Annotated in this window: 14 protein-coding genes and 1 pseudogene; 12 read left to right on the top strand and 3 right to left on the bottom strand. The window is 35.5% G+C overall.

Annotated elements, in window-relative coordinates; genetic code table 11:
* The first annotated feature begins 129 nt into the window (after positions 1-129).
* The 6 genes and pseudogenes from parE to mprF all read left to right on the top strand — a co-directional run bounded on the left by parE (position 130) and on the right by mprF (position 11,520).
* The gene (gene parE / locus ACSBRB_RS02250; protein ID WP_435031424.1) at positions 130-2,127 is read left to right on the top strand and encodes a DNA topoisomerase IV subunit B; all 1,998 of its coding nucleotides are present in this window, start codon (positions 130-132) and stop codon (positions 2,125-2,127) included.
* The gene (gene parC, locus ACSBRB_RS02245) at positions 2,127-4,532 is read left to right on the top strand and encodes a DNA topoisomerase IV subunit A (RefSeq protein ID WP_435031423.1); all 2,406 of its coding nucleotides are present in this window, start codon (positions 2,127-2,129) and stop codon (positions 4,530-4,532) included. Before parE ends, parC begins: the two co-directional genes overlap by 1 nt.
* Before the next feature lie 214 nt (positions 4,533-4,746).
* Positions 4,747-6,195 (top strand): glutamine transporter AlsT, encoded by a 1,449-nt coding sequence (gene alsT / locus ACSBRB_RS02240; protein WP_107392978.1) that lies wholly within the window; start codon positions 4,747-4,749, stop codon positions 6,193-6,195.
* Between the two features lie 338 nt (positions 6,196-6,533).
* Positions 6,534-7,397 (top strand): glucose PTS transporter transcription antiterminator GlcT, encoded by an 864-nt coding sequence (gene glcT / locus ACSBRB_RS02235; RefSeq protein WP_435031422.1) that lies wholly within the window; start codon positions 6,534-6,536, stop codon positions 7,395-7,397.
* 202 nt (positions 7,398-7,599) lie between these two features.
* Complete coding sequence (locus ACSBRB_RS02230) at positions 7,600-8,835, top strand: AI-2E family transporter (protein WP_435031421.1); 1,236 nt, start codon at positions 7,600-7,602, stop codon at positions 8,833-8,835.
* Between the two features lie 158 nt (positions 8,836-8,993).
* A pseudogene (mprF, locus tag ACSBRB_RS02225) lies at positions 8,994-11,520 on the top strand (bifunctional lysylphosphatidylglycerol flippase/synthetase MprF).
* Positions 11,521-11,924: 404 nt separating this feature from the next.
* Here the strand turns inward: mprF and msrA are convergent.
* A complete protein-coding gene (gene msrA, locus ACSBRB_RS02220; RefSeq protein ID WP_435031420.1) occupies positions 11,925-12,446 on the bottom strand; it encodes a peptide-methionine (S)-S-oxide reductase MsrA in 522 nt (173 codons plus the stop codon).
* Between the two features lie 142 nt (positions 12,447-12,588).
* Between msrA and ACSBRB_RS02215 the strand changes: the two genes are divergently transcribed.
* A complete protein-coding gene (locus ACSBRB_RS02215) occupies positions 12,589-13,551 on the top strand; it encodes an LCP family protein (protein ID WP_435031419.1) in 963 nt (320 codons plus the stop codon).
* 59 nt (positions 13,552-13,610) lie between these two features.
* Here the strand turns inward: ACSBRB_RS02215 and thmT are convergent, their stop codons facing one another.
* Positions 13,611-13,799, bottom strand: coding sequence for a 2-hydroxymuconate tautomerase (thmT, locus tag ACSBRB_RS02210; RefSeq protein ID WP_435031418.1), 189 nt, complete (start codon positions 13,797-13,799; stop codon positions 13,611-13,613).
* Between the two features lie 208 nt (positions 13,800-14,007).
* On the opposite strand from thmT, the gene ACSBRB_RS02205 reads away from it, so the two are divergent.
* The 4 genes from ACSBRB_RS02205 (at position 14,008) to ACSBRB_RS02190 (ending at position 19,426) form a co-directional block, all read left to right on the top strand.
* Positions 14,008-15,270 (top strand): Y-family DNA polymerase, encoded by a 1,263-nt coding sequence (locus tag ACSBRB_RS02205; protein WP_435031417.1) that lies wholly within the window; start codon positions 14,008-14,010, stop codon positions 15,268-15,270.
* Positions 15,271-15,544: 274 nt separating this feature from the next.
* Positions 15,545-16,579, top strand: a complete 1,035-nt coding sequence (locus ACSBRB_RS02200) for a M42 family metallopeptidase (RefSeq protein ID WP_435031416.1) — start codon at positions 15,545-15,547, stop codon at positions 16,577-16,579.
* 298 nt (positions 16,580-16,877) lie between these two features.
* A complete protein-coding gene (locus ACSBRB_RS02195) occupies positions 16,878-18,146 on the top strand; it encodes an aminoacyltransferase (RefSeq protein WP_435031415.1) in 1,269 nt (422 codons plus the stop codon).
* Positions 18,147-18,166: 20 nt separating this feature from the next.
* Positions 18,167-19,426, top strand: a complete 1,260-nt coding sequence (locus tag ACSBRB_RS02190; RefSeq protein ID WP_435031414.1) for an aminoacyltransferase — start codon at positions 18,167-18,169, stop codon at positions 19,424-19,426.
* A 1,284-nt stretch (positions 19,427-20,710) separates the two neighbouring features.
* On the opposite strand, the gene ACSBRB_RS02185 is transcribed toward ACSBRB_RS02190, so the two are convergent.
* Entirely contained in the window at positions 20,711-21,091 is a 381-nt protein-coding gene (locus ACSBRB_RS02185) for a hypothetical protein (protein WP_435031413.1), read from the bottom strand.
* Between the two features lie 219 nt (positions 21,092-21,310).
* On the opposite strand from ACSBRB_RS02185, the gene pepF reads away from it, so the two are divergent.
* On the top strand, positions 21,311-23,122 hold the full coding sequence (gene pepF, locus ACSBRB_RS02180; protein WP_435031412.1) for an oligoendopeptidase F: 1,812 nt from the start codon (positions 21,311-21,313) through the stop codon (positions 23,120-23,122).
* Positions 23,123-23,266 lie beyond the last annotated feature (144 nt).

Here is a 23,266-nt window from a genome sequence, read left to right as displayed (position 1 = left end):
TAAAATTTTCACTTCTTGTCAATTCAACTTAAAATAGTGGGTTGGCGCTTGCATTTTGAAGTGATTTATATAAAAATGACTATTGTATAGTTTTAAAAACGAACGTATGTTTGTAGGAGGTCGAATCGTTTGGCAACGAATAAGCAAAATAATTATTCAGATGACTCCATACAGGTGCTAGAAGGGTTAGAAGCAGTTCGAAAAAGACCCGGCATGTATATCGGTTCAACTGATAAACGCGGTTTACACCACTTAGTATATGAAGTCGTTGATAACTCCGTCGATGAAGTATTAAACGGCTATGGTAACGAAATTAAAGTTACAATTAACAAAGATGAGAGTATATCAATCGAAGATAACGGACGTGGTATGCCAACAGGTATTCATCCTTCTGGTAAACCAACAGTAGAAGTGATATTCACTGTGCTCCATGCTGGAGGTAAATTTGGCCAAGGTGGTTACAAAACTGCCGGCGGACTTCACGGTGTTGGGGCATCTGTTGTTAATGGTTTGAGTGAATGGTTAGAAGTTGAAATTTATAGAGATGGCAAAATATATACCCAAAGCTTTGAACATGGTGGTGTACCGGTCACAGGTTTAGAACAAAAAGGGAACACAAGAAAAACAGGGACTAAAGTTACATTTAAACCAGACCCTGAAATTTTCAAATCCACTACCTCCTTTAGCTTTGAAACATTGAGTGAACGCTTACAAGAATCTGCCTTTTTACTCAGTAATTTAAAAATTGAATTGAAAGATTTACGTCCAGGTAAAGAGCGTGAAGAAACATATCATTACGAAGATGGGATTAAAGCGTTCGTAGGTTATGTGAATGAAGGTAAAGAAGTTTTACATGATGTGGCTCGTTTTGAAGGAGAGGCGAACGAGATAGAAGTTGAAGTTGCTTTCCAATACAACGACCAATACTCTGAAAGTATTTTAAGTTTCGTCAATAATGTGCGTACCAAAGATGGGGGTACCCATGAAGTCGGCTTTAAAACAGCTATGACACGTGGATTTAATGATTATGCACGTCGCATCAATGAGCTCAAAGATAAAGATAAAAACTTAGAAGGTAACGATATCCGCGAAGGATTAACAGCCATTATTTCTGTACGTATTCCTGAGCAATTATTACAATTTGAGGGTCAAACGAAATCTAAATTAGGTACACCAGAAGCAAGAGGTGCTGTAGAAGCCGTCGTTGCAGAGAAATTACCATACTACCTTGAAGAAAAAGGAAATCTATCTAAATCTCTAGTCAAAAAAGCAATCAAGGCACAACAAGCACGTGAAGCAGCACGTAAAGCACGTGAAGATGCACGTTCAGGTAAGAAAAATAAACGCAAAGATACATTGTTATCTGGGAAACTCACACCTGCACAAAGTAAAAATACTGAGAAAAAAGAACTTTATCTCGTCGAAGGGGACTCTGCTGGGGGTTCTGCAAAATTAGGTAGAGATCGTAAATATCAAGCTATCCTACCATTGAGAGGTAAAGTCATTAATACTGAAAAAGCACGTCTGGATGACATTTTCAAAAATGAAGAAATTAATACTATCATTCATACGATTGGCGCTGGTGTGGGTAATGAATTTAAATTGGAAGACAGCAATTACAACCGCGTCATAATTATGACCGATGCCGATACGGATGGCGCACATATTCAAGTATTATTACTTACATTCTTCTTTAAATACATGAAACCACTTGTTCAAGCGGGTAGAGTGTTTATCGCCTTGCCGCCACTGTATAAATTAGAAAAAGGTAAAGGTAAAAGCCGTACAGTCGAATATGCATGGACCGATGAAGAGCTAGAACAATTACAACGTCAGTTAGGTAAAGGCTTCTCGCTTCAACGTTATAAAGGTTTAGGTGAAATGAACCCTGATCAGTTATGGGAAACAACGATGAATCCTGAAACTCGTACACTGATTCGTGTACAAGTAGAGGATGAAGTCCGCTCTTCTAAACGCGTCACAACATTAATGGGTGATAAAGTCGCACCACGTCGTGAATGGATTGAAAACCACGTAGAATTCGGCTTACAAGAAGATCAAAGCATATTAGATAATGATGAAATACAAATTATCGAACATAATGAAGCAGTGGAGGAGGATGAATAATGGCTGAGACGATTCAAGAGTTATCTTTAGAAGATGTCATTGGTGACCGCTTTGGAAGATACAGTAAATACATTATTCAAGAACGTGCATTACCGGATGTTCGAGATGGTTTAAAACCCGTACAACGACGTATTCTTTACGCCATGTATTCAAGTGGTAACACCTACGAAAAAAACTTCCGTAAAAGTGCCAAAACAGTCGGTGATGTCATCGGTCAATACCATCCCCATGGTGATACTTCGGTTTATGATGCGATGGTCCGTTTAAGTCAAGACTGGAAGTTGCGTCATGTCTTAATCGAAATGCATGGGAATAACGGTAGTATTGATAATGACCCGCCTGCAGCGATGCGTTATACAGAGGCTAAATTAAGTAAAATTTCTCAAGAATTATTGCGTGATATTAACAAAGAAACCGTTCCATTTATGCCAAACTACGATGATACTACAATGGAACCAATGGTGTTACCTGCACGTCTACCTAATTTATTAATCAATGGTAGTACAGGGATTTCATCAGGTTATGCCACAGATATTCCAACACACAATTTAGGCGAAGTCATTAATGCGACATTACATTATATTGATCAACCTGACATTACTGTGAGTCAATTGATGAAATATATTAAAGGGCCTGATTTTCCGACTGGCGGTATCATTCAAGGCATCGATGGTATTAAAAAAGCTTACGAATCAGGTAAAGGTAAGATCGTCATCCGCTCTAAAGTTGATACGGAGACGTTGAGAAATGGACGCAGCCAAATCATTGTCACTGAAATTCCTTATGAAGTAAATAAAAGTAATTTAGTGAAAAAAATTGATGAACTCCGTGCAGATAAAAAGGTAGACGGCATTGTAGAAGTGCGTGACGAAACCGACCGTACAGGTTTACGTGTGGCGATTGAACTTAAAAAAGATGTGAATAGCGAAGCGATTTTAAACTATTTATATAAAAATACCGATTTACAAGTGACGTATAACTTCAACATGGTGGCAATCAGTGACGGTCGTCCTAAACAAATGGGTATTAAAGAGATTATCGATAGCTATTTAAACCATCAAATCGAAGTTGTCACAAATCGAACAAACTATGACTTAAATCAAGCTGAAAGTCGCATGCACATTGTAGAAGGATTAATGAAGGCACTCTCTATCTTAGATGAAGTGATTGCGCTCATTCGTAATTCTAAAAATAAAAAAGATGCGAAAGAAAGTTTAGTAGCAAAATATGATTTCACCGATGCACAAGCGGAAGCAATCGTGACATTACAACTCTATCGTTTAACGAACACAGATATAGTACAACTAGAAGAAGAACATGATTCATTAAAAGAAACGATCGCACAATTGAGACATATTTTAGACGATCATGAAGCTTTACTCGGTGTCATTAAAGACGAATTGAAAGAAATTAAAGGACAATTCAAAACACCGCGTTTATCTAAAATCGAAGCTGAAATCGCTGAATTGAAAATTGATAAAACGGTCACTGTACCAAGCGAAGATGTCGTGGTAAGCATTACACGTCATGGCTACATTAAACGCACATCACTCCGCAGCTTTAAAGCGAGTGGCATCGACGAGATTGGCGCAAAAGATGATGATGCGCTCATGAAATATCAAATGATGAACACCTTAGATGTCGCTCTCGCCTTTACTAACAAAGGTAGATACTTGTATTTACCTGTTGATCAGTTAGCGGATGTAAAATGGAAAGACCTCGGTCAGCATATTTCTCAACTCGTCGCCATTGATGACGATGAGGCGATTATAGATCTTTATCAAGAACAGGCGTTTGAAGATACAGCGTATTATATTTTAGCAACAAAACAAGGCATGATTAAGAAAAGTAATGTTTCACTATTTAAAACAAGCCGGTATAATAAACCATTGATTGCTATGAAAGTGAAGGATAACGACGAAGTGATTAATGTGAGTCGTATTAATAGAGATACAAACATCACCGTACTGACAAATAAAGGCATGTCACTCACTTATAGTACAGATGAATTATCCGATACTGGTTTACGTGCTGCCGGTGTCAAATCGATTAATCTGAAAGATGAAGATTTCGTTGTACTCACGTCAACAATCGAACCCAATGAAACAATTTTAATGGCGACACAACGAGGCGCATTAAAACGCATCAGCTTTAAAGTATTACAAGTTGCGAAACGTGCACAACGTGGACTCACATTGTTAAAAGAATTGAAGAAAAATCCACACCGTATTGTTTCAGCAGCTGTGATTCGACAAGATGATAAGACTTATGAACTCATCACTGAAAAAACAATCGAAACGGGTAACGTCACTGATATCCACTTATCAGAACAATACACGAATGGTAGTTTTGTTGTAGATGTTAAAGAAGTGGGCGAAGTGAAAGCGTTATTCATCAAAAAATAAGCGCATTCATATTTTTATAGTCAATCACATCATATAGTGATAGAATAAAGGATATGCGCAACATGTAGAAAATAAACAAGGGGTTTATAGCCTATATTTAACATAGCTATAGAGTATAAACACAGCTTAGATTTTTGTATGTATACCTATATAGCGGCTATAAATCTCTTGCTATTTATATGATATTAATTTAATAGAGATGTGAGGGGTTAAATTGAATAACTTTGATAGTTTAATTCCAGATTGGTTCAAGTCGTTCATCGAAGTCGGTAACGATTTAATCTGGTCGCAGTATTTAATTGGACTATTACTTACAGCCGGGATATTTTTCACGATAAGTTCTAAATTTGTTCAGCTGAGATGGCTGCCAGAAATGATTCGCGCCGTCTTTGAAAAGCCAGAAACGTTAGAAGATGGAAAAAAAGGTATTTCACCATTCCAAGCCTTTGCGATTAGTGCAGGTTCACGTGTAGGAACGGGTAATATCGCAGGTGTAGCTACAGCGATTGTACTCGGGGGTCCGGGTGCAGTATTTTGGATGTGGCTTATCGCACTGATCGGTGCAGCAAGTGCTTTTATTGAGTCAACGTTAGCTCAGGTTTATAAAGTACCTGATAAAGAAGGTGGCTTCCGAGGAGGTCCCGCTTATTACATAACAAAAGGGTTAAACCAAAAATGGTTAGGTATTGTGTTTGCGATATTGATTACAGTGACTTTCGCATTTGTATTTAACACTGTACAATCTAATACGATCGCTGAGTCATTGAAAACACAATATAATATCAGCCCTTCTGTAACTGGAATCATATTAGCAGCATTAACTGCTATTATCATTTTTGGTGGTGTGCGTAGCATCGCTAAATTATCATCATATATTGTACCTGTCATGGCATTGATTTACATTGGTGTAGTACTCGTAGTTCTTGTAATTAATTACGATCAAATTATCCCAATGTTAGGTACCATTGTTAAAAGTGCATTTGGACTTGAACAAGTCACTGGTGGTGCTGTCGGTGCTGCGATTTTACAAGGTATTAAACGTGGATTGTTCTCAAACGAAGCCGGTATGGGTTCTGCACCAAACGCAGCAGCAACTGCAGCAGTTGCTCACCCAATTAAACAAGGTTTAATTCAATCTCTTGGTGTATTCTTTGATACAATGCTCGTTTGTACATCAACTGCAATTATGATTTTATTATACTCTGGACTTAAATTTGGTGAAGATGCACCACAAGGTGTAGCCGTGACACAATCTGCGTTAAATGAACACCTTGGTAATGCAGGTGGTATCTTCTTAACCATTGCGATTACATTATTCGCATTCTCATCTCTTGTTGGTAACTATTATTATGGTCAATCTAACATTGAGTATTTATACAATAATAAAGTCGTGCTCTTCATTTTCAGATGTGTCGTCGTGTTCCTTGTCTTCGCTGGCGCTGTTGTTAAGACAGAAACAGTTTGGAGCACTGCTGACGTCTTCATGGGATTAATGGCCATCGTCAACATCATATCGATCATCGGTCTATCCAATGTTGCATTTGCAGTTATGAAGGACTATCAACGGCAACGTAAAGAAGGTAAGAAACCTGTCTTTAGACCTGAAAACTTAGAAATTAACTTATTCGGCATTGAATGTTGGGGCATGAAAAAGAATAAATAAGTCAGCTTCGTCTAGGATTAAGTAAACGATGGTGAGACATTGAACAACTTGGTAGGTTGTTTGATGTCTCTTTTATTTTATAAAAATTGTTAATACAGAGTAGCATTTTGAAATAGAAATGGGTATAATAAATTGCTCTCACAGGATGGGATATGTGTAAGATCGGTTCAATGGGGATTCAACACTTTTCACGGATGTGTGAAAGAAGTGCTGAAATGAACGATCACTGTATGTGTTCAGGAATGTGTATCGCCAAAATAATGACAGGGTTGGCAAATGGGGAATAGCTTATGGGCTTAAACAAGTGGGATGATTGTGAAGTATAGAGGTGAAGCAATTTGAAGCAATATAAGATTACCAAAATTTTAAATAACAACGTCATCATTTGTACTCAAAATGATCGAGAACTGGTGCTGATAGGAAAAGGGATAGGTTTTAATAAGAAACCTGGGACCCCCTTTAATGATGGCGAGCTGATTGAAAAAACGTATGTGTTAGAACAAAAAGCGCAACAAGATCACTATAAGGCCTTAGTCGCGCAGACAGATGATACTGTTATTCAAGCCATTATCGAAGCTGTTGACATTATAGCGAATGCCACATTTAAAATTCATAATCCTAATTTAGTCGTGGCGCTGACAGATCATATTACCTTTGCTTATCAGCGTTTAAAACGCGAACAATTGATCACGAATCCGTTTATCGTTGAAACGAAACAACTCTATCATGAAGCTTATCATATTGCTGAAAAAGTCATTGAGCAGTTGAATCGCAAATTAGATGTGACATTCCCTGAAGATGAAATTGGTTTTATCGCACTGCATATTGCTTCTAATTTAGAATCTTTTACGATTTATGAGATGAAGCAAATCAATCGTCTGATCCAGCAAAGTCGCGTGATAATTGAAAAAAGCTTAAATATCACGATTAAAACCGAATCCCTCCATTATCAACGCTTTATTCGTCATATTCAGTTTTTAATTCGTCGTTTAAATCAAGGTGAAATGATTCATACCTCACAGGCGTTTGAAACAACGATTAAATCACATTATCCCATCTGTTATGACATTGCTTCTAAAGTGACATTGATGCTTCAACAAGCCTTAAACATTTCAATCTATAGAGCGGAAGTGGTACATTTAACTTTACACATTTATCATTTTTTAGATGCACCACATGAATTGAAATACGAATGTCACTAAAATTCGATATCTGATTTAAACTGTTTGTGTTATTATATACAATAGTATTTATTCTTTATGATCAAGGTTTATATATTTGAAGATATTTTTATAACAACTAAATATGAAGACGAAGTTTCATTGTTATAACTTCCTCGAACCAATAAGGTTGTTAAGCTAAAAGCATTGTTATTAAAGTAAGCAATAAGGTAGGGTGAATAAAATGACAAATGAAGATAAGCAGACTCATGAAACTTCAAAAGCAAAGCCCAAAAAGCATAAAATATCTTTACCAGAAACACGATTCATGAAATTTTTAGGAGGTAAAGATATTGTATTTGGGTTAATCGTGCTCACGTTACTTGGTATCGTCATTTTTATTTTTGATCAAGTATCGTACGTCTTTAAACCGTTTATCATCGTGTTTAACACCGTAGCAGCACCGATTATCGTTTCATTGATTCTCTATTACTTATTAAATCCAATCGTTAACTTGATGGAACGCTATAACATACCACGACTGTGGGGAATTATTATCCTTTTCGTTATGATTGTTGGATTAATCACACTAGCAGTTACACTACTCATACCAGTGATTTCTGAACAATTTAGAAGTTTAGCTAACAATTTCCCACGTTACATAGATAAGATTAATGATTTTATAGATAAGATTTCTCGTTATTCAGTGGTCTCTAATTTCTACACCCAAATACAAGATAATTTGGAATCATTAGCACAGAAAATACCATCTGCAGTATCGAATATGTCAGATGGCTTCGGGTCTAAGATTAAAGACTTCGCAGAAACATTAGTTAATATAGGGGTCGTCATTGCGACAACACCTTTCGTACTATTCTTCATGTTAAAAGATGGTCATAAATTCAAAGATTTCAGTACACGTTTATTACCACCTAAATTCAGAAAAGACTATCACGATTTATTAGCTAAAATGAGTTTACAAGTAGGTTCTTACATCCAAGGTCAAATGATTGTTTCTCTATGTATTGGTATCTTGCTATGTATCGGTTATACCATCATCGGTTTAGATTACAGTATTATATTAGCGTGTATCGCAGCTGTGACGAGTGTGGTTCCATACATCGGACCGACGATCGCTATCTCGCCAGCGATTATCATTGCGTTAATTACATCGCCATTCATGTTATTAAAATTAATATTCGTATGGACAGCAGTGCAGTTCATCGAAGGTCACTTTATCTCACCTAATATCATGGGTAAAACATTAAAAATCCATCCGCTCACAATTATCTTTATTCTATTGTGTGCAGGTAATTTATTAGGTATTGTCGGCGTTATTTTAGGTATTCCAGGTTATGCGATATTAAAAGTACTCGTATCTCACTTTTACTTATTATTTAGACGTCGTTATAATAAGTTCTATAGTGATGATGCCGGTCCTTATGAAATATACGATGAAGATAAGAAAATTACAGAATAAGTTTTGCTTCAAATTAAGCTAGGAGATTAAATTTCTCCTAGCTTGTTTTATGTGATTTATGTACAATAGGATTAATAACATTGGCGCTACCTAATATATTTTTAATGTCAATAGACGACAGGTAGCGCAGTTAAATAACATTTCGAAAGAGTAGATAGATGAATAAAGAAACGAAAAACAAGATTGTTACAACATTAAAGTTTACGTTTATCCTACTGGTATTCATTATCGTGGCATATACGTTATATAAAGAATTATCAACAATTAATTTTAAAGAAACACTTGTGAGATTTAGTTGATCGCATGTCACTCATTACACTATTTATGAGTGGGGCGAGTGCGCTCATCTTATTATCACTCTATGATGTGGTATTAACACGGGCTTTAAAGCTGAAGATTCCACTACTCAAAACATTTCACGTCAGCTATATCATCAACGCATTTAACGCGATCATCGGGTTTGGTGGCTTTATCGGAGCTGGAGCGCGTTATTATGTATATAAAGATTATGCAGAAGATAAAAAGCAGCTCATCCATGTCATTTCACTTGTATTATTATCGATGCTTACAGGGTTAAGCTTGTTATCTATTTTTGTCGTGTTTCATGTTTTTGATGTTTCGCACATTTTTACGCCGTATCCCTGGATAAAATGGCTAGTTTATGTCGTTGCGCTCTTTTTACCTATTTTCGTGATATTTACGATTGTTAAGCCTGTAACTGCTAATCATCGACTCGTAGGGGTATATTGTACGGTCATCTCTGGGCTCGAATGGGTTGCAGCTGCTTCAGTGTTATACTTGGCACTGAACATCGTGGGGTTAGACGTGCCGTTTCCAACGTTCATGGGGATCTTTATTCTCGCAGCCATTTCAGGTTTAATCAGCTTTATTCCTGGAGGCTTGGGTGCGTTTGATTTGGTGCTATTACTGAGTTTAAAGACACTCGATTTAAGTGAAGAAAAAATATTACTTGCACTGTTGCTCTATCGTTTTGCGTATTATTTCTTCCCAGTGCTTATTGCTTTAATCTTATCTGTCTTTAAGTTCCCTCGTGCTGCTAAGAAATATATGACGGATCTTAAATTCCTTGTGCCAGCAAAGGATTTAACAGCTTTTCTCATGTCATTTCCTAAGGACGCTTTAGTGAAAATTCCTGCGCTAGCAATGAGTTTATTACTTACATTTACAGCATTAGTATCATTTTTAAATAATGTGAATATCCTATTTGAAGGACTTTCTGATAAAAATGCAGTTGTTTATTATATTATGTTTGCGATTCATACTGCTGGGGGCTTGTTATTATTAATTAACGTCGTGGGTGTGTTCAAACTTTCAAAACGAGCGATTCTTTTCTCAATGATATCTCTCGTATTACTGTTTGTTTCAACAGCAGTATCGTATACTTCATATATTTCATTAACATGGGTAACTGCGATGTTCATATTATTGTTATGGTTTAATAAAACGAGTAAAGTTCTGAAAAGGCCTTTTAGATGGGCGCATTTTCTTGTCACTCTAGTTGTCGGATTTATTATGCTATACCTCAATCAGCTATTGATTAGTACGACAGTAGAGACTTTTAATCTTTATCAAATCGAGTCTCAACTTGAAGTAAATACATCGATCATTCCGTATTACTTTTGGCTAACCATTTTAGTGGTTACGTTAATTGTTGTACTGATTGTTTGGCGCTTTGAACGCAAATATAGTTTACGTCCAAGTAAAGAGGATTTGAATATCTGTAAATCTATCGTTCAGCAACACGGTGGAAGTTATTTAAGTCATCTTATGCATAGTGGGGATAAACACTTTTATGTCGATCGAGATGAAGAAGCGTTTATCATTTATAAGTACAAACATAATGCGTACATCGTGTTAGGTGATCCGATAGGAAATGCAGCTTATTTTGAACAGTTGCTCACAGACTTTTATCACTATGCGCATTATTTAGGTAGAGATATTATTTTTTATCAAGTTTCAACGCGTTATATGTCGCTTTATCATAATTTCGGAAATCAGTTTTTCAAATTAGGAGAAGAAGCGATCATTGACCTCACAGAATTTTCGATTGCTGGTAAAAAGAAACGCGGCTTACGTGCAACGTTGAATAAGTTAAATGAACTTGGCTACCAATTTGAAATGTTAACGTCACCTGTAGGGCAATCTACGATGGAACAGCTCAAAGCAGTGAGTGATGATTGGTTAGATGGTAGAAAGGAAATGCATTTTTCGGTGGGTGCATTTGATCCTGATTATTTAAATGAAGCAGATATAGCGGTGATGAAAAATAAAGCAGGCGAGATTATTGCTTTTTGCAATGTTATGCCGACGCACTTTGAAGACACGATTTCTGTCGATTTGATTCGATGGCGTACAGATATTGACGTTCCATTGATGGATGGTTTATATCTCCACATGTTGTTGTGGTCGCAAGAACAAGGTTATCGATACTTTAATTTAGGCATGGCCACGCTATCGAATGTAGGACAAGTACCATTTTCATTTGCTGGTGAGCGTATCGCCGGACGTATTTTTGAACATTTTAACGGGTTGTATCGTTTCCAAGGTTTACGTCGTTATAAAGAAAAATATAAACCAACATGGCAATCACGATTCCTCGTTTATCACAAGCATACCTCTTTATTAGAAAGTATGTTTAAAGTGATGCGTGTAATCAGAAAATAGCATAAAAAATAACCAATGCCCTAGCTAAAGCATTGGTTATTTTAATTGAAGTACTGATGGGTCTCATCATAGACAATGTTTACTCGTAGCAAAGTATGCATCGATAATGACAGTTCATCATATACTCTTTAAATATCATTTTAATTCTAACTATACGAAGTAGACCTTATATGATTAATGGTCTATAAATTATATTATCACTTTTAGTAAGCGTTTACAACAAGGATATTCAACTTTACAAAAGATTAACAGATGTCAAATTCACTGGCGATTTATAAACGACTTTCATAAATTAACTTTTAATAAATAATAAGTTTGTTTAATGTGTATGTTAAGTTAGTTTTTGTCATTTTAAATTAAAAGCGTGCCATAAGCGGCGTGTGATCGCCTGGAATGAAGTGAAATTATTGTTTGTTTTGACGTTCTTTCATCAGTGCTTGACGCTGACGTTGTTGTTCTGCATAACGCTCTGGATGTGTTTTATAAAAATCTTGGTGATATGATTCTGCTTCGAAAAATTCTGAAGCTGGCAACACTTTAGTCGCAATGGCTTTATCTCTATCATACGTTTGAGCTAGTTTAGCGATATAGTCTTCTGCGAGTTGTTTTTGATTTTCATTGGTGTAAAAAATAGCGGTTTGATATTGCGGGCCTCTGTCTTGGAATTGACCCTCTGCATCGGTAGGATCGATGACAGAAAAGAAAATATCGAGTAATTTATGATAAGAAAATAACGCGACATCATATTCAATTTCGACCGTTTCATAATGCCCCGTATTACCTTGTTTAACTTGTTCATACGTAGGATGGTCTACGTGACCACCCATATAACCTGAAGTTACCTTTTCGATGCCATCGTAGGTGTCAAATGGTTTCACCATACACCAGAAACATCCCCCTGCGAAATAAGCTTTATTGATATTCATGTCCGTCCCCCTCAAAAAATATTGGACTTTAGATGTATTTATTTAGATATCGCTTGATTTTTATACTCTTTTTATATAACTTTAGTATGTGTCAATTATAGTACATAGCTAGGTAATTTTGAAGATATAAGGTGCGAATAAAGTGAATGAAGAAAAGAAACAAAGATCAGAAAATGAAGTAACATATCGAAGAACGAAGAAGAAAAAGGTTAAAAAATTACCTTTAATCTTATTAGTCGTCGTATTACTGTTTTTAGTTGTCATCGGTTACGGTATCCATGGCTATCATTCAGGTATTCAATATGCGAAAGATCATGGTAAAAATATGAAAGTGAAACCATTTAATGGTCCCGTGAACAATGATGGTAAACTCACAGTGATGGTACTCGGTGCCGACAAAGCACAGGCTGGCATCTCTCGGACAGACTCAATCATGATTGTGCAGTATGATTACCTTCACAAAAAGATGAAACTACTCTCAGTGATGCGTGATATTTATGCTGATATACCTGGTCATGGTCAGCATAAGATTAATTCTGCCTATTCCATTGGCGGGCCCGAATTATTACGTAAAACATTAAAACAAAATTTAAATATAGACCCCGAATATTACGCTGTGATTGATTTTACCGGCTTTGAAAAAATGGTCGATGAATTAGATCCTAACGGTATCCCAATTAATGTTGAAAAAGACATGTCAGAAAATATTGGTGTATCATTAGAAAAAGGACAACAGCGATTGAATGGGAAAGAGTTACTCGGTTATGCGCGCTTTAGACATGACGAAGAAGGTGACTTTGGTCGCGTGAGACGTCAGCAACAAGTGATGCAGGCGTTAAAACAAGAACTAGTGACACCGGATACCGTATTGAAATTACCTAAAGTCGCGGGTATTTTACGAGGATATTTAAACACGAATATGTCTGATACGACATTGATGCAAACGGGCTTAAGTTTCGGTGTACGTGGAGATAGAGATGTAAATACACTCACTGTGCCTGTGAAAGGTTCTTTCCAAGATATCGATACACCGGCTGATGGTAGTGCACTCGATATTGATAAAGATACGAATAAAAAAGAAATTGAAAAGTTCTTAAATGATTAATTAGTTATAAAACCCGGTAAGACGTGATGTAACGTGACTTACCGGGTTTTTTGTATGCTTTAAGATTGTTCAGATTTTCTTACGCCACCGACTGCATAGTGAGATTTTTTCATTTCTTCAATAATGACTTGGATAGCTTCTCTATCTGCGTTTGTTGTTTTTTCTACAGCGTTTGTTACTTCTTCTACTAGTGCTTTAAGTTGATCGTCTGAACGACCTTCTAATAATTTTACATTGACGATTGGCATAGTTCGTCCCTCCTTAAATAATGATTCGAGTCGATTATAACACAGGCTATACGAAATATTTAAAATAGAACTTTTGTTCGCTATAGTATTGAAATAGAACACGTGTTCGTATAAAATAGAACTATACAAAAAGTTCAATGCGTATATTAAGCATGAAAAGCCATGCTAACTCAATAAAGATCAATGATAGATTAGGGGGGAGCGCGTCATGTATGACTATAATCTATTAGAAGATAGGGATGTATTATGTATAGATCAAAAAAGCTTTTTTGCTAGCGTATCATGTATTCAAAAAGGATTAGATCCAACAAAAGTGAAACTCGCAATCGTCGCAGATACGAAAAGACAAGGCTCTGTAGTACTAGCAGCTACACCAGCTTTAAAAGCCATGGGTGTTAAAACTGGTTCACGCTTATTCGAAATTCCGCATCACAACGATATTTATATTATTAATCCAAGCATGCGTAAATATTTAGAAGTGTCATTACAAATTTCTAAAATTGCTTTGCGTTATGTGGCACCTGAGGACCTTCACCAATATAGTATTGATGAATTCTTTATGGACGTGACTGATAGTTATCATCGTTTTAGCAGTACGTTATATTCTTTTTGCGATAAGTTGAGAAAGGAAATTAAAGAAGAAACACAGATTGATTGCACGATCGGTATCGGTTCGAATATGTTACTCAGCAAAGTATCCATGGACGTGGAAGCGAAACATACACCAGAGAAATTAGCTGAATGGCGATATCACGATGTACCTAATAAATTGTGGCGCATTCAGCCATTGAGTGAGTTTTGGGGCATTAATAAACGTACAGAAATGAAATTGAATAAACGCGGTATTTTTTCTGTAGGCGATTTAGCAAATTATTCTTATCAGTATTTAAAACGTGACTTTGGCATCATAGGGGTCGATTTACATTTACATGCGAACGGTATCGATAGCAGTCGTGTCCGTGATAAGTATAAAGTGACGAATCCTTCAATTTGTAAAAGTCAAATACTCATGCGCGATTATAAGTATGATGAGGCCAAAATTGTGATGCAAGAATTGATTGAAGATGTAGCGACCCGGGTGCGTCAACGTAAACAGCTCGCGCGGACAATTAGCTTTTCCTTTGGCTATAGTGATGTCGGAAGTGTTCACAAACAGTATACGTTAGACGAACCTACTAATTTGGAAAAAGATATATTTAAAGTCGTCGAATACTTTGCTGATCAATTATGTGATCAAAGCGCCTTATATCGTACATTGAGCGTGTCATTAACCCAATTTGTTGGAGAAGAAACCCGTCAACTCAATTTATTTATCAATGAATACGAACGCAAACGAAATGAACGCTTAGCTAAAACAATCGACTATTTACACCAAAAATACGGCAAAGGAAGCGTATCGAAAGCCATCTCGTACACAGATGCTGGCACAAAACATAATCGATTAGGTTTAATGGCTGGGCACAAGATGTAAAATATCACGAGAAAGGTTCTATTTTTGTTAAATATAGAAATGTTATGTAAACCTTATAGTGTAAATGGAGTGATTGATACGCCACATTTACTCCAACCATCTATCATCCACCATACATGATTATGTACTACGTCCGTGGTATAAGGGAGGATGAAGCAACTGCTAAAAAAGTAGGGTGATGATACTTCTTGTTCACAAGCAATTTTAAATATCAATTAAGTATCATTTTTACAGGATTCTCGTTACAATTAAGGATAAAGAAAGGGTGATTGAGATGGAAAATGGTATTTTAGATACAATTAAGGCACTAACAGAGATTAACAGTCCATCAGGTAATGCGGAACGTGCGATTCAATTTGTGAAAGATGAAGCTGAGGCTTTAGATTTTGATACTAAAACGACGAACAAAGGGGCGTTATTGATTACAGTGCCAGGGGATAATGATAGTGAACAACGTGTAGTGACCGCACATGTAGATACGTTAGGCGCAATGGTCAAAGAAGTTAAAGCAGATGGCCGATTAGCATTATCGCTGATCGGAGGCTTTAGTTATAATGCGATTGAAGGGGAATACTGTGAAATCGAGACCGCTTCAGGTGAAGTATATAACGGCACTATTTGTCTTCATGAAACAAGTGTGCACGTCTATCAAAACAATGATGCAATTCCACGGGATGATAAACACATCGAGGTTAGATTAGATGAAAAAGTTTCATCTAAAAAAGACACAGAACAGTTAGGCATAGACGTAGGGGATTTTGTCAGCTTTGACCCACGTACGCAAATCACACAATCTGGTTTTATTAAATCACGCCACTTAGACGATAAAGCGAGTGTAGCGATGATTATTGAATTGTTAAAAAAATTAAAAGCAGAACAAACCACTTTACCGTACACAACACAATTTTACATTTCAAATAATGAGGAAATCGGTTATGGTGCGAATGCATCTATTTCTCCTAAAATTAAGGAATTTATTGCATTAGATATGGGTGCGTTAGGTGATGGTCAAACTTCTGATGAGTACACCGTTTCTATCTGTGCTAAAGACGCTTCAGGACCTTACCATAAAGTATTGCGTCAACAACTCGTAGATCTATGTAAAGCAAATGATATTCCTTACAAAGTAGACATCTACCCATTCTATACCTCCGATGCTTCTGCAGCACTCAGAGCGGGCGCTGACATCAAACATGGTTTATTTGGTGCAGGTATTGACTCATCACATGCGATGGAACGTACACACTTAGATTCATTAAACGCGACACAACAATTACTTTATGCATATTGCTTATCAGAAATCGTTTAGTTCAGGTCTCCTGAGCGATAAATTAGTTAATCAATAAACTAACTACGCTATGTACATAGCAAGAAGTGCTAGTCAAAGCAGGGAACAGCAACGTCTAAAATAACGCGAGTTGATGTATTTGAAAATGAATCCTATACGATTATAGTGGAGGAATCTAAAGCGTACGTAGTTCAAATAAATTAGCCCATTGTAGTGACGCCTATTGATTTAGTTTTTATAGTGAGTATTGTATAATAGGTGAGGTTAAGGATTCCTACAAGAATCAGATAGAAATTTAGATATAATAGGAGTTATAATAATGAAATTTGTAAATTTAACAGCAACAGAATTTGGATCATTTGCAGATAACATGCCTAACAGCCATTTCACACAAATGGTGGGGAATTATGAATTAAAAATTGCTGAAGGCACTGAAACACATTTAGTTGGTGTTAAAGACAATGATAATCAAGTAATTGCAGCTTGTTTATTAACTGCAGTACCAGTGATGAAAGTATTCAAATATTTCTACTCTAATAGAGGTCCAGTTATCGACTTTGAAAATAAAGAACTCGTTCATTACTTTTTCAATGAACTTTCAAAATACGTAAAACAAAATGGTGGTTTGTATTTACGTGTTGATCCATATGTTGCATATCAATATAGAAACCACGATGGTGATGTGATTGAAAATGCAGGCCATGATTGGTTATTTGATAAAATGAAAGAATTAGGTTATCAACATCAAGGATTCACTACAGGATTCCACCAAGAATATCAAGTTCGATTCCATTCTGTCCTAGATTTACGAGATAAAACAGCCAAAGATGTACTCAATGATATGGATAGTTTAAGAAAAAGAAATATTAAAAAAGTTAAGAAAAACGGGGTAAAAGTAAAATATCTGAGTGAAGAAGAACTACCGTTATTCCGTTCATTTATGGAAGATACCTCAGAATCTAAAAACTTTATCGATCGTGAAGATAGTTTTTATTACAATAGATACAAATATTATAAAGACCGTGTACTCGTACCGATGGCGTATATTGATTTTGATGAGTATCTCAAAGAACTTCATCAAGAACATGATGACTTAACGAAAGAAATCAACAAAGCCGAAAAAGACTTAGAAAAAAGACCAGATAATAAGAAATCGTTGAACAAAAAAGAAAACCTTACTGAGCATCTCAAAGCAAATGAAAATAAAATAGAAGATGCACAGTCATTACAACAAGAACACGGCAACGAATTACCTATATCTGCAGCGTTCTTTATCATTAATCCTTTCGAGGTTGTCTATTATGCAGGAGGTACTGCAAACAAATACAGACATTTTGCAGGTAGTTATGCAATCCAATGGGAAATGATTAATTACGCATTAGAACACGGTATCGATAGATATAACTTCTATGGTATTAGCGGTGATTTCAGTGAAGATGCAGAAGACGCAGGTGTAGTGAAATTCAAAAAAGGCTTTAACGCTGATGTAATAGAATATGTCGGTGATTTCATTAAACCCGTTAACAAACCCATGTACAAAGTATATACTACATTGAAAAAGCTACAAAACAAACTCAAATCACGTTAATCAGAAAGGAATAGGTTAGAATGATATTTACGGAATTAACTGTCAAAGAATATGACAATTTTGTACAAAATCCAGCGTTAGAGAGTCATTATTTCCAGGTTAAAGAAAATATAGCAACAAGAGAAAAAGATGGTTTTCAGGTTGTATTACTAGGAATCAAAGACGACGAAAACCAAGTGATTGCTGCGAGCCTCTTTTCTAAAATACCAACGATGGGTAGTTATGTTTATTATTCTAATCGTGGCCCAGTTATGGATTATAGTGATCTAGGATTAGTGGATTTTTATCTCAAAGAATTAGATAAATATTTACAACAACATAATTGCTTATATGTCAAAATGGATCCTTATTGGATTTACAATATTTATGATAAAGATATAAATCAACATGAAGATGTGACTCAAAATGATGCTGTGGTTAATTTATTTAAATCATTCGGATACAAACACCATGGCTTTACAACTCAATATGATAGTTCAAGCCAAGTACGCTGGATGGGTGTGTTAAACCTCGAAAATGAGACACCTAAAACAATCAAAAAACAATTTGATAGCCAAAGAAAACGTAATATTAATAAAGCGAAAAATTACGGCGTCAAAGTAAGATTTCTTAATCGTGATGAGTTCGATTTATTCCTAGATCTTTATCGTGAGACAGAAGAACGACAAGGCTTTGCATCAAAAACAGATGATTACTTCTATAATTTCTTAGATAATTATGGTGATAAAGTACTTGTTCCATTAGCGTATATCGACTTAGATGAATACGTCGAAAGTTTACAAGCGTCACTTAATGATTTAGAAACACGTCGTGATCAAATGATGCAAAAAGAAAATAAATCTGAAAAACAATTGAAAAAAATTGCAGAACTCGATAAGCAAATCGATCATGACCAAAAAGAATTGTTACATGCGAGTGAATTAAGACAAACTGACGGTTCTATTCTAAATCTTGCTTCAGGTGTTTATTTTGCAAATGCATATGAAGTGAACTACTTCTCAGGTGGTTCTTCTGAAAAATATAATCAATATATGGGTCCATATATGATGCATTGGTTCATGATTAACTATTGCTTTGAACATGGCTATAGTAGATATAACTTCTACGGTTTATCTGGTGATTTCACTGAAGACAGCGAGGATTACGGTGTATACCGATTCAAACGTGGATTTAATGTTCAAATCGAAGAGCTCATTGGTGATTTCTATAAACCAATTAGAAAAGTGAAATACTGGATTTTCAACACATTAGATAGTATTCGTAAGAAAGTTAAAAAATAAATATCGTGTTGGGTGAGAAACATTTATTTTAAAGTGGTTAAGTGCGCCTTTGGTATAATATTAATTGAATCCTATAGTAAAGGCGTAATTTCACGTATTGAGTTAAAAAAGAAAGCACTAAAATAAAGAAGCTACCAATTTCAAACGAAATTGGTAGCTTTTAGATTAGCCAAAGACTGTGAAATCTAAGGCTTCACTAAAGTTCTAGGGTGGGTTGTATTACCAAAAGCATACACTATATGTACTTTTGATAATTAAAGTGAATTTTATGAGATCATGACAATATGCAGATATCGAAAAATAAAAAGCTATTGTCTCGATCTCATGTTTAGTATAGCACCATTAATTCTAATTGCAATAATGCAGTGGTTAATGTATTTAATAAATAACTTATATTAGTTATAACTTATATTAGTTACGGATGATTCGAACAGTTTATTAATTAGGAATATATATTTAACTTAACTGTATAAAATTTAGTTACCATTACTGAATACTAAATATATTATAAAACAGCTCAATAAGTAGACTGTATACCATATTTTAACGTGATATAGCAAAAATAAAGTTCAATATAGAAATGTTATGTAAACCTATAGCGTTTAATGTACAGGTTTTTAAACAATTATAACAAGGTTTTAATGATATTTGCCATCGCTGTATTGATTATGAATGTTTGAAATACCATCGTTAAACCTGCAATGCACTATATTGAGAGCTCTAAAGATATACTTGTAGCATTTTTTGCTTACAAAATGCTTATTTATGCTATATATGAATCTAAGAAGCATTCATTTCCGTGTAGACTATGGTTAATGCGTTGAGCAATCCTGTAAGGTTCAAAAATATAATGAGACCATAACAAGTCGTTTAGCATTTGTTAGTTGGATGACTTATTAGCTATATAAAAGTGTTATGATCTATGATTGACCACATGCAAGGCGTTTACAGAAAAATTAAAGTCACAGTATGAACATGTAACCATATAGCATATGCTACAACAACGAAATATTACGATGACTCACTCATTATAATTTAATTAAACATAGCAAGTATTTCTAATCTCTTTTAGTTTACATAATATATATTATAGGAAGTTATCATATAAGACACATTTTGAATCCCCTCAACATGTTTCGCGCATCCCTCTTCGTTCATAAAGAACTGATAAGTTTAATCAGCTCTTCAACAATGCTTATATATTTAAATCATTGAACCTCGCGTCATCCTTTATACTCACAGATCAATTTCACGTTAGCTTTGCACTAAACGCTTGCTTAACAATTATCTACGTCGATGCCGCATTTGGTCATAAAATGATTGATCTTGTGGTCTATGATGATATGGTGGTTGCATTTGTTCACGTTTACGTAGTTGTTTTGCTAATTTCTTATCACGGCGTTTACGTCTCCAGTTGCGAGTAAAATACCAAATTAAAAAGCTAATAATCAGACTGATGATGGCCATGAATGCTGCATAGCCGAGTAAGGTTCTAAATGAAATATTTTCAAAGTTAGGTATGACGAATGCTGCAACTCCAAGTACAACGAATGTCACTACCGCTGCAGTAAACCATCTCTGTAGTACTAAATTGCAAAATAACGTTAATAGCACGACGCCGATCATCGTGTACATGACATAATTAGGTAGATCGAATAGCGTCATAGGCAGATTCTCCTTTTCATATCTTTCATACGTTCCATGTATTAAATTTATTATAACATCGATAAGCTATGGATAAAGCATGCAACAACTTGTACGAAAACCACTTTACGCTTTTAAAGTCACACTGCTTTAAAGCCGCGTGATACAGCAATCTGTTATGGTTTTATATTTGAGTTCATGTATAATTGAAATAAACAACAAATATAAGGGAGTGTTTATATGACTGAAGGATTACCATTAAGAAGTAATGTGCCTGAAGCTGAAACTTGGGATTTGACTGCCCTGTTTTCATCTGATGATGATTTTTATCAAGCTTTAGATCAATCTATTAAAGATGCACAAACATTTTATGATGAATATCGCGGAAAATTAGACAACAACACGACGATATTAAACGCACTTGATGAATATGCGAAATTACTCATCGAACTCGACCGATTAGGTAACTATGCAGAATTACGCTTAAGCGTTGATACAGCAAATGAAGACGCTCAAACGTTAAGTGCTAAACTCACTACTTCTTACGGCAAAATAGCTAGTAAATTATCATTTGTTGAGTCTGAAATATTAGAACTCTCTGATTCTGAACTCGATGACTTAATCAGTGTTTCAGAGAATAAAAATTACTTAACGAAATTAAAACGTCGTAAGCCACACGCCCTATCTACAGAGGTTGAACAAGTGCTCGCAAGTCTTACACCAACAACAGAAAGTGCTTATGATTTATATGGTACAACAAAAATGTTAGATATCGCTTTTGAATCATTTGAACATAACGGTGAAACTTACCCACTTGATTATGCGACTTATGAAAATGAATACGAAGATCATCCAGATCCCGAATTCAGACGTAAGAGCTTTGCGAACTTCAGCGATGCGTTACGCAAATATCAAAATACTACTGCTGCAACATACAACATGCAAGTCCAACAAGAAAAAATTGAAGCAGACTTACGTGGCTATGACTCAGTGATTGATTATCTATTACAAGATCATGAAGTGACAAGAGAAATGTACGATCGTCAAATTGACGTTATTATGAGTGATCTTGCCCCTATCATGCAAAAATATGCAAAACTCATCAAACGCATCCATGGTTTAGATACAATGAGATTTGAAGACTTACAAGTTTCTGTAGACCCTACATACGAACCAGATATTTCTATTGAAGACTCTAAACAATATATTTATGGTGCCTTGAAAGTCTTAGGTGAAGATTACTTAAACATGGTCGAAACAGCATACAAAGATCGCTGGATTGATTTTGCGCAAAATAAAGGTAAAGAAACAGGTGCTTATTGTGCGAGTCCATATGCGACACATTCTTATGTCTTTATCTCTTGGACAGGTAAAATGACTGAAACATTTGTCCTTGCGCATGAATTAGGTCATGCAGGACACTTCACGTTAGCACAAGCCAATCAACCTTTCTTAGAATCTGAAGCTTCTATGTACTTTGTTGAAGCCCCTTCTACGATGAATGAAATGTTGATGGCAAACTATTTATTCAAAAATAGTGATGATCCTAAATTTAAACGCTGGGTCATTGGTTCTATTATTTCTAGAACATACTACCACAATATGGTTACGCACTTATTAGAAGCGACTTATCAACGCGAAGTGTATCGCAAAGTCGATCAAGGTGAATCACTCACAGCACCTAAATTAAATCATATTATGCGTGATGTTTATGAACAATTCTTCGGTAATGAAGTACAAATTACTGAAGGTGCCGAATTAACATGGATGAGACAACCCCACTATTACATGGGTCTCTATTCATATACTTATTCAGCAGGTCTTACTATCGGTACAGTGATGTCACAACGTATTGAAAATGAAGGTCAACCAGCAGTCGATGATTGGTTGAACACATTAAAAGCTGGTGGCAGTGAATCACCTGCTAACCTAGCAAATATCGCTGGTATCGATATTACGACGGATCAACCATTGAAATCTACAATCAGTTATATTGGAAGCTTAGTGGATGAATTAGAACAATTAACAGATGAAATTGAAGCTGATGCTTAATTTCTAATTAAATCTACAAACGTGTGCCTTATTAGATTTTTCATTTATCGTTACACACAAAATAAGAGGTATCGTACAGACTAAAATGTACGATACCTCTTTCTATATATATGAGACACATTTTTTATTTAGGAAATATCAATC

This window comes from Staphylococcus auricularis (genome assembly GCF_051172115.1).
GTDB classification, from domain to species: domain Bacteria; phylum Bacillota; class Bacilli; order Staphylococcales; family Staphylococcaceae; genus Staphylococcus; species Staphylococcus auricularis_A.
The sequence above is the reverse complement of the archived record's forward strand: the minus strand, read 5'-3'. Positions and strand labels throughout refer to the sequence as shown.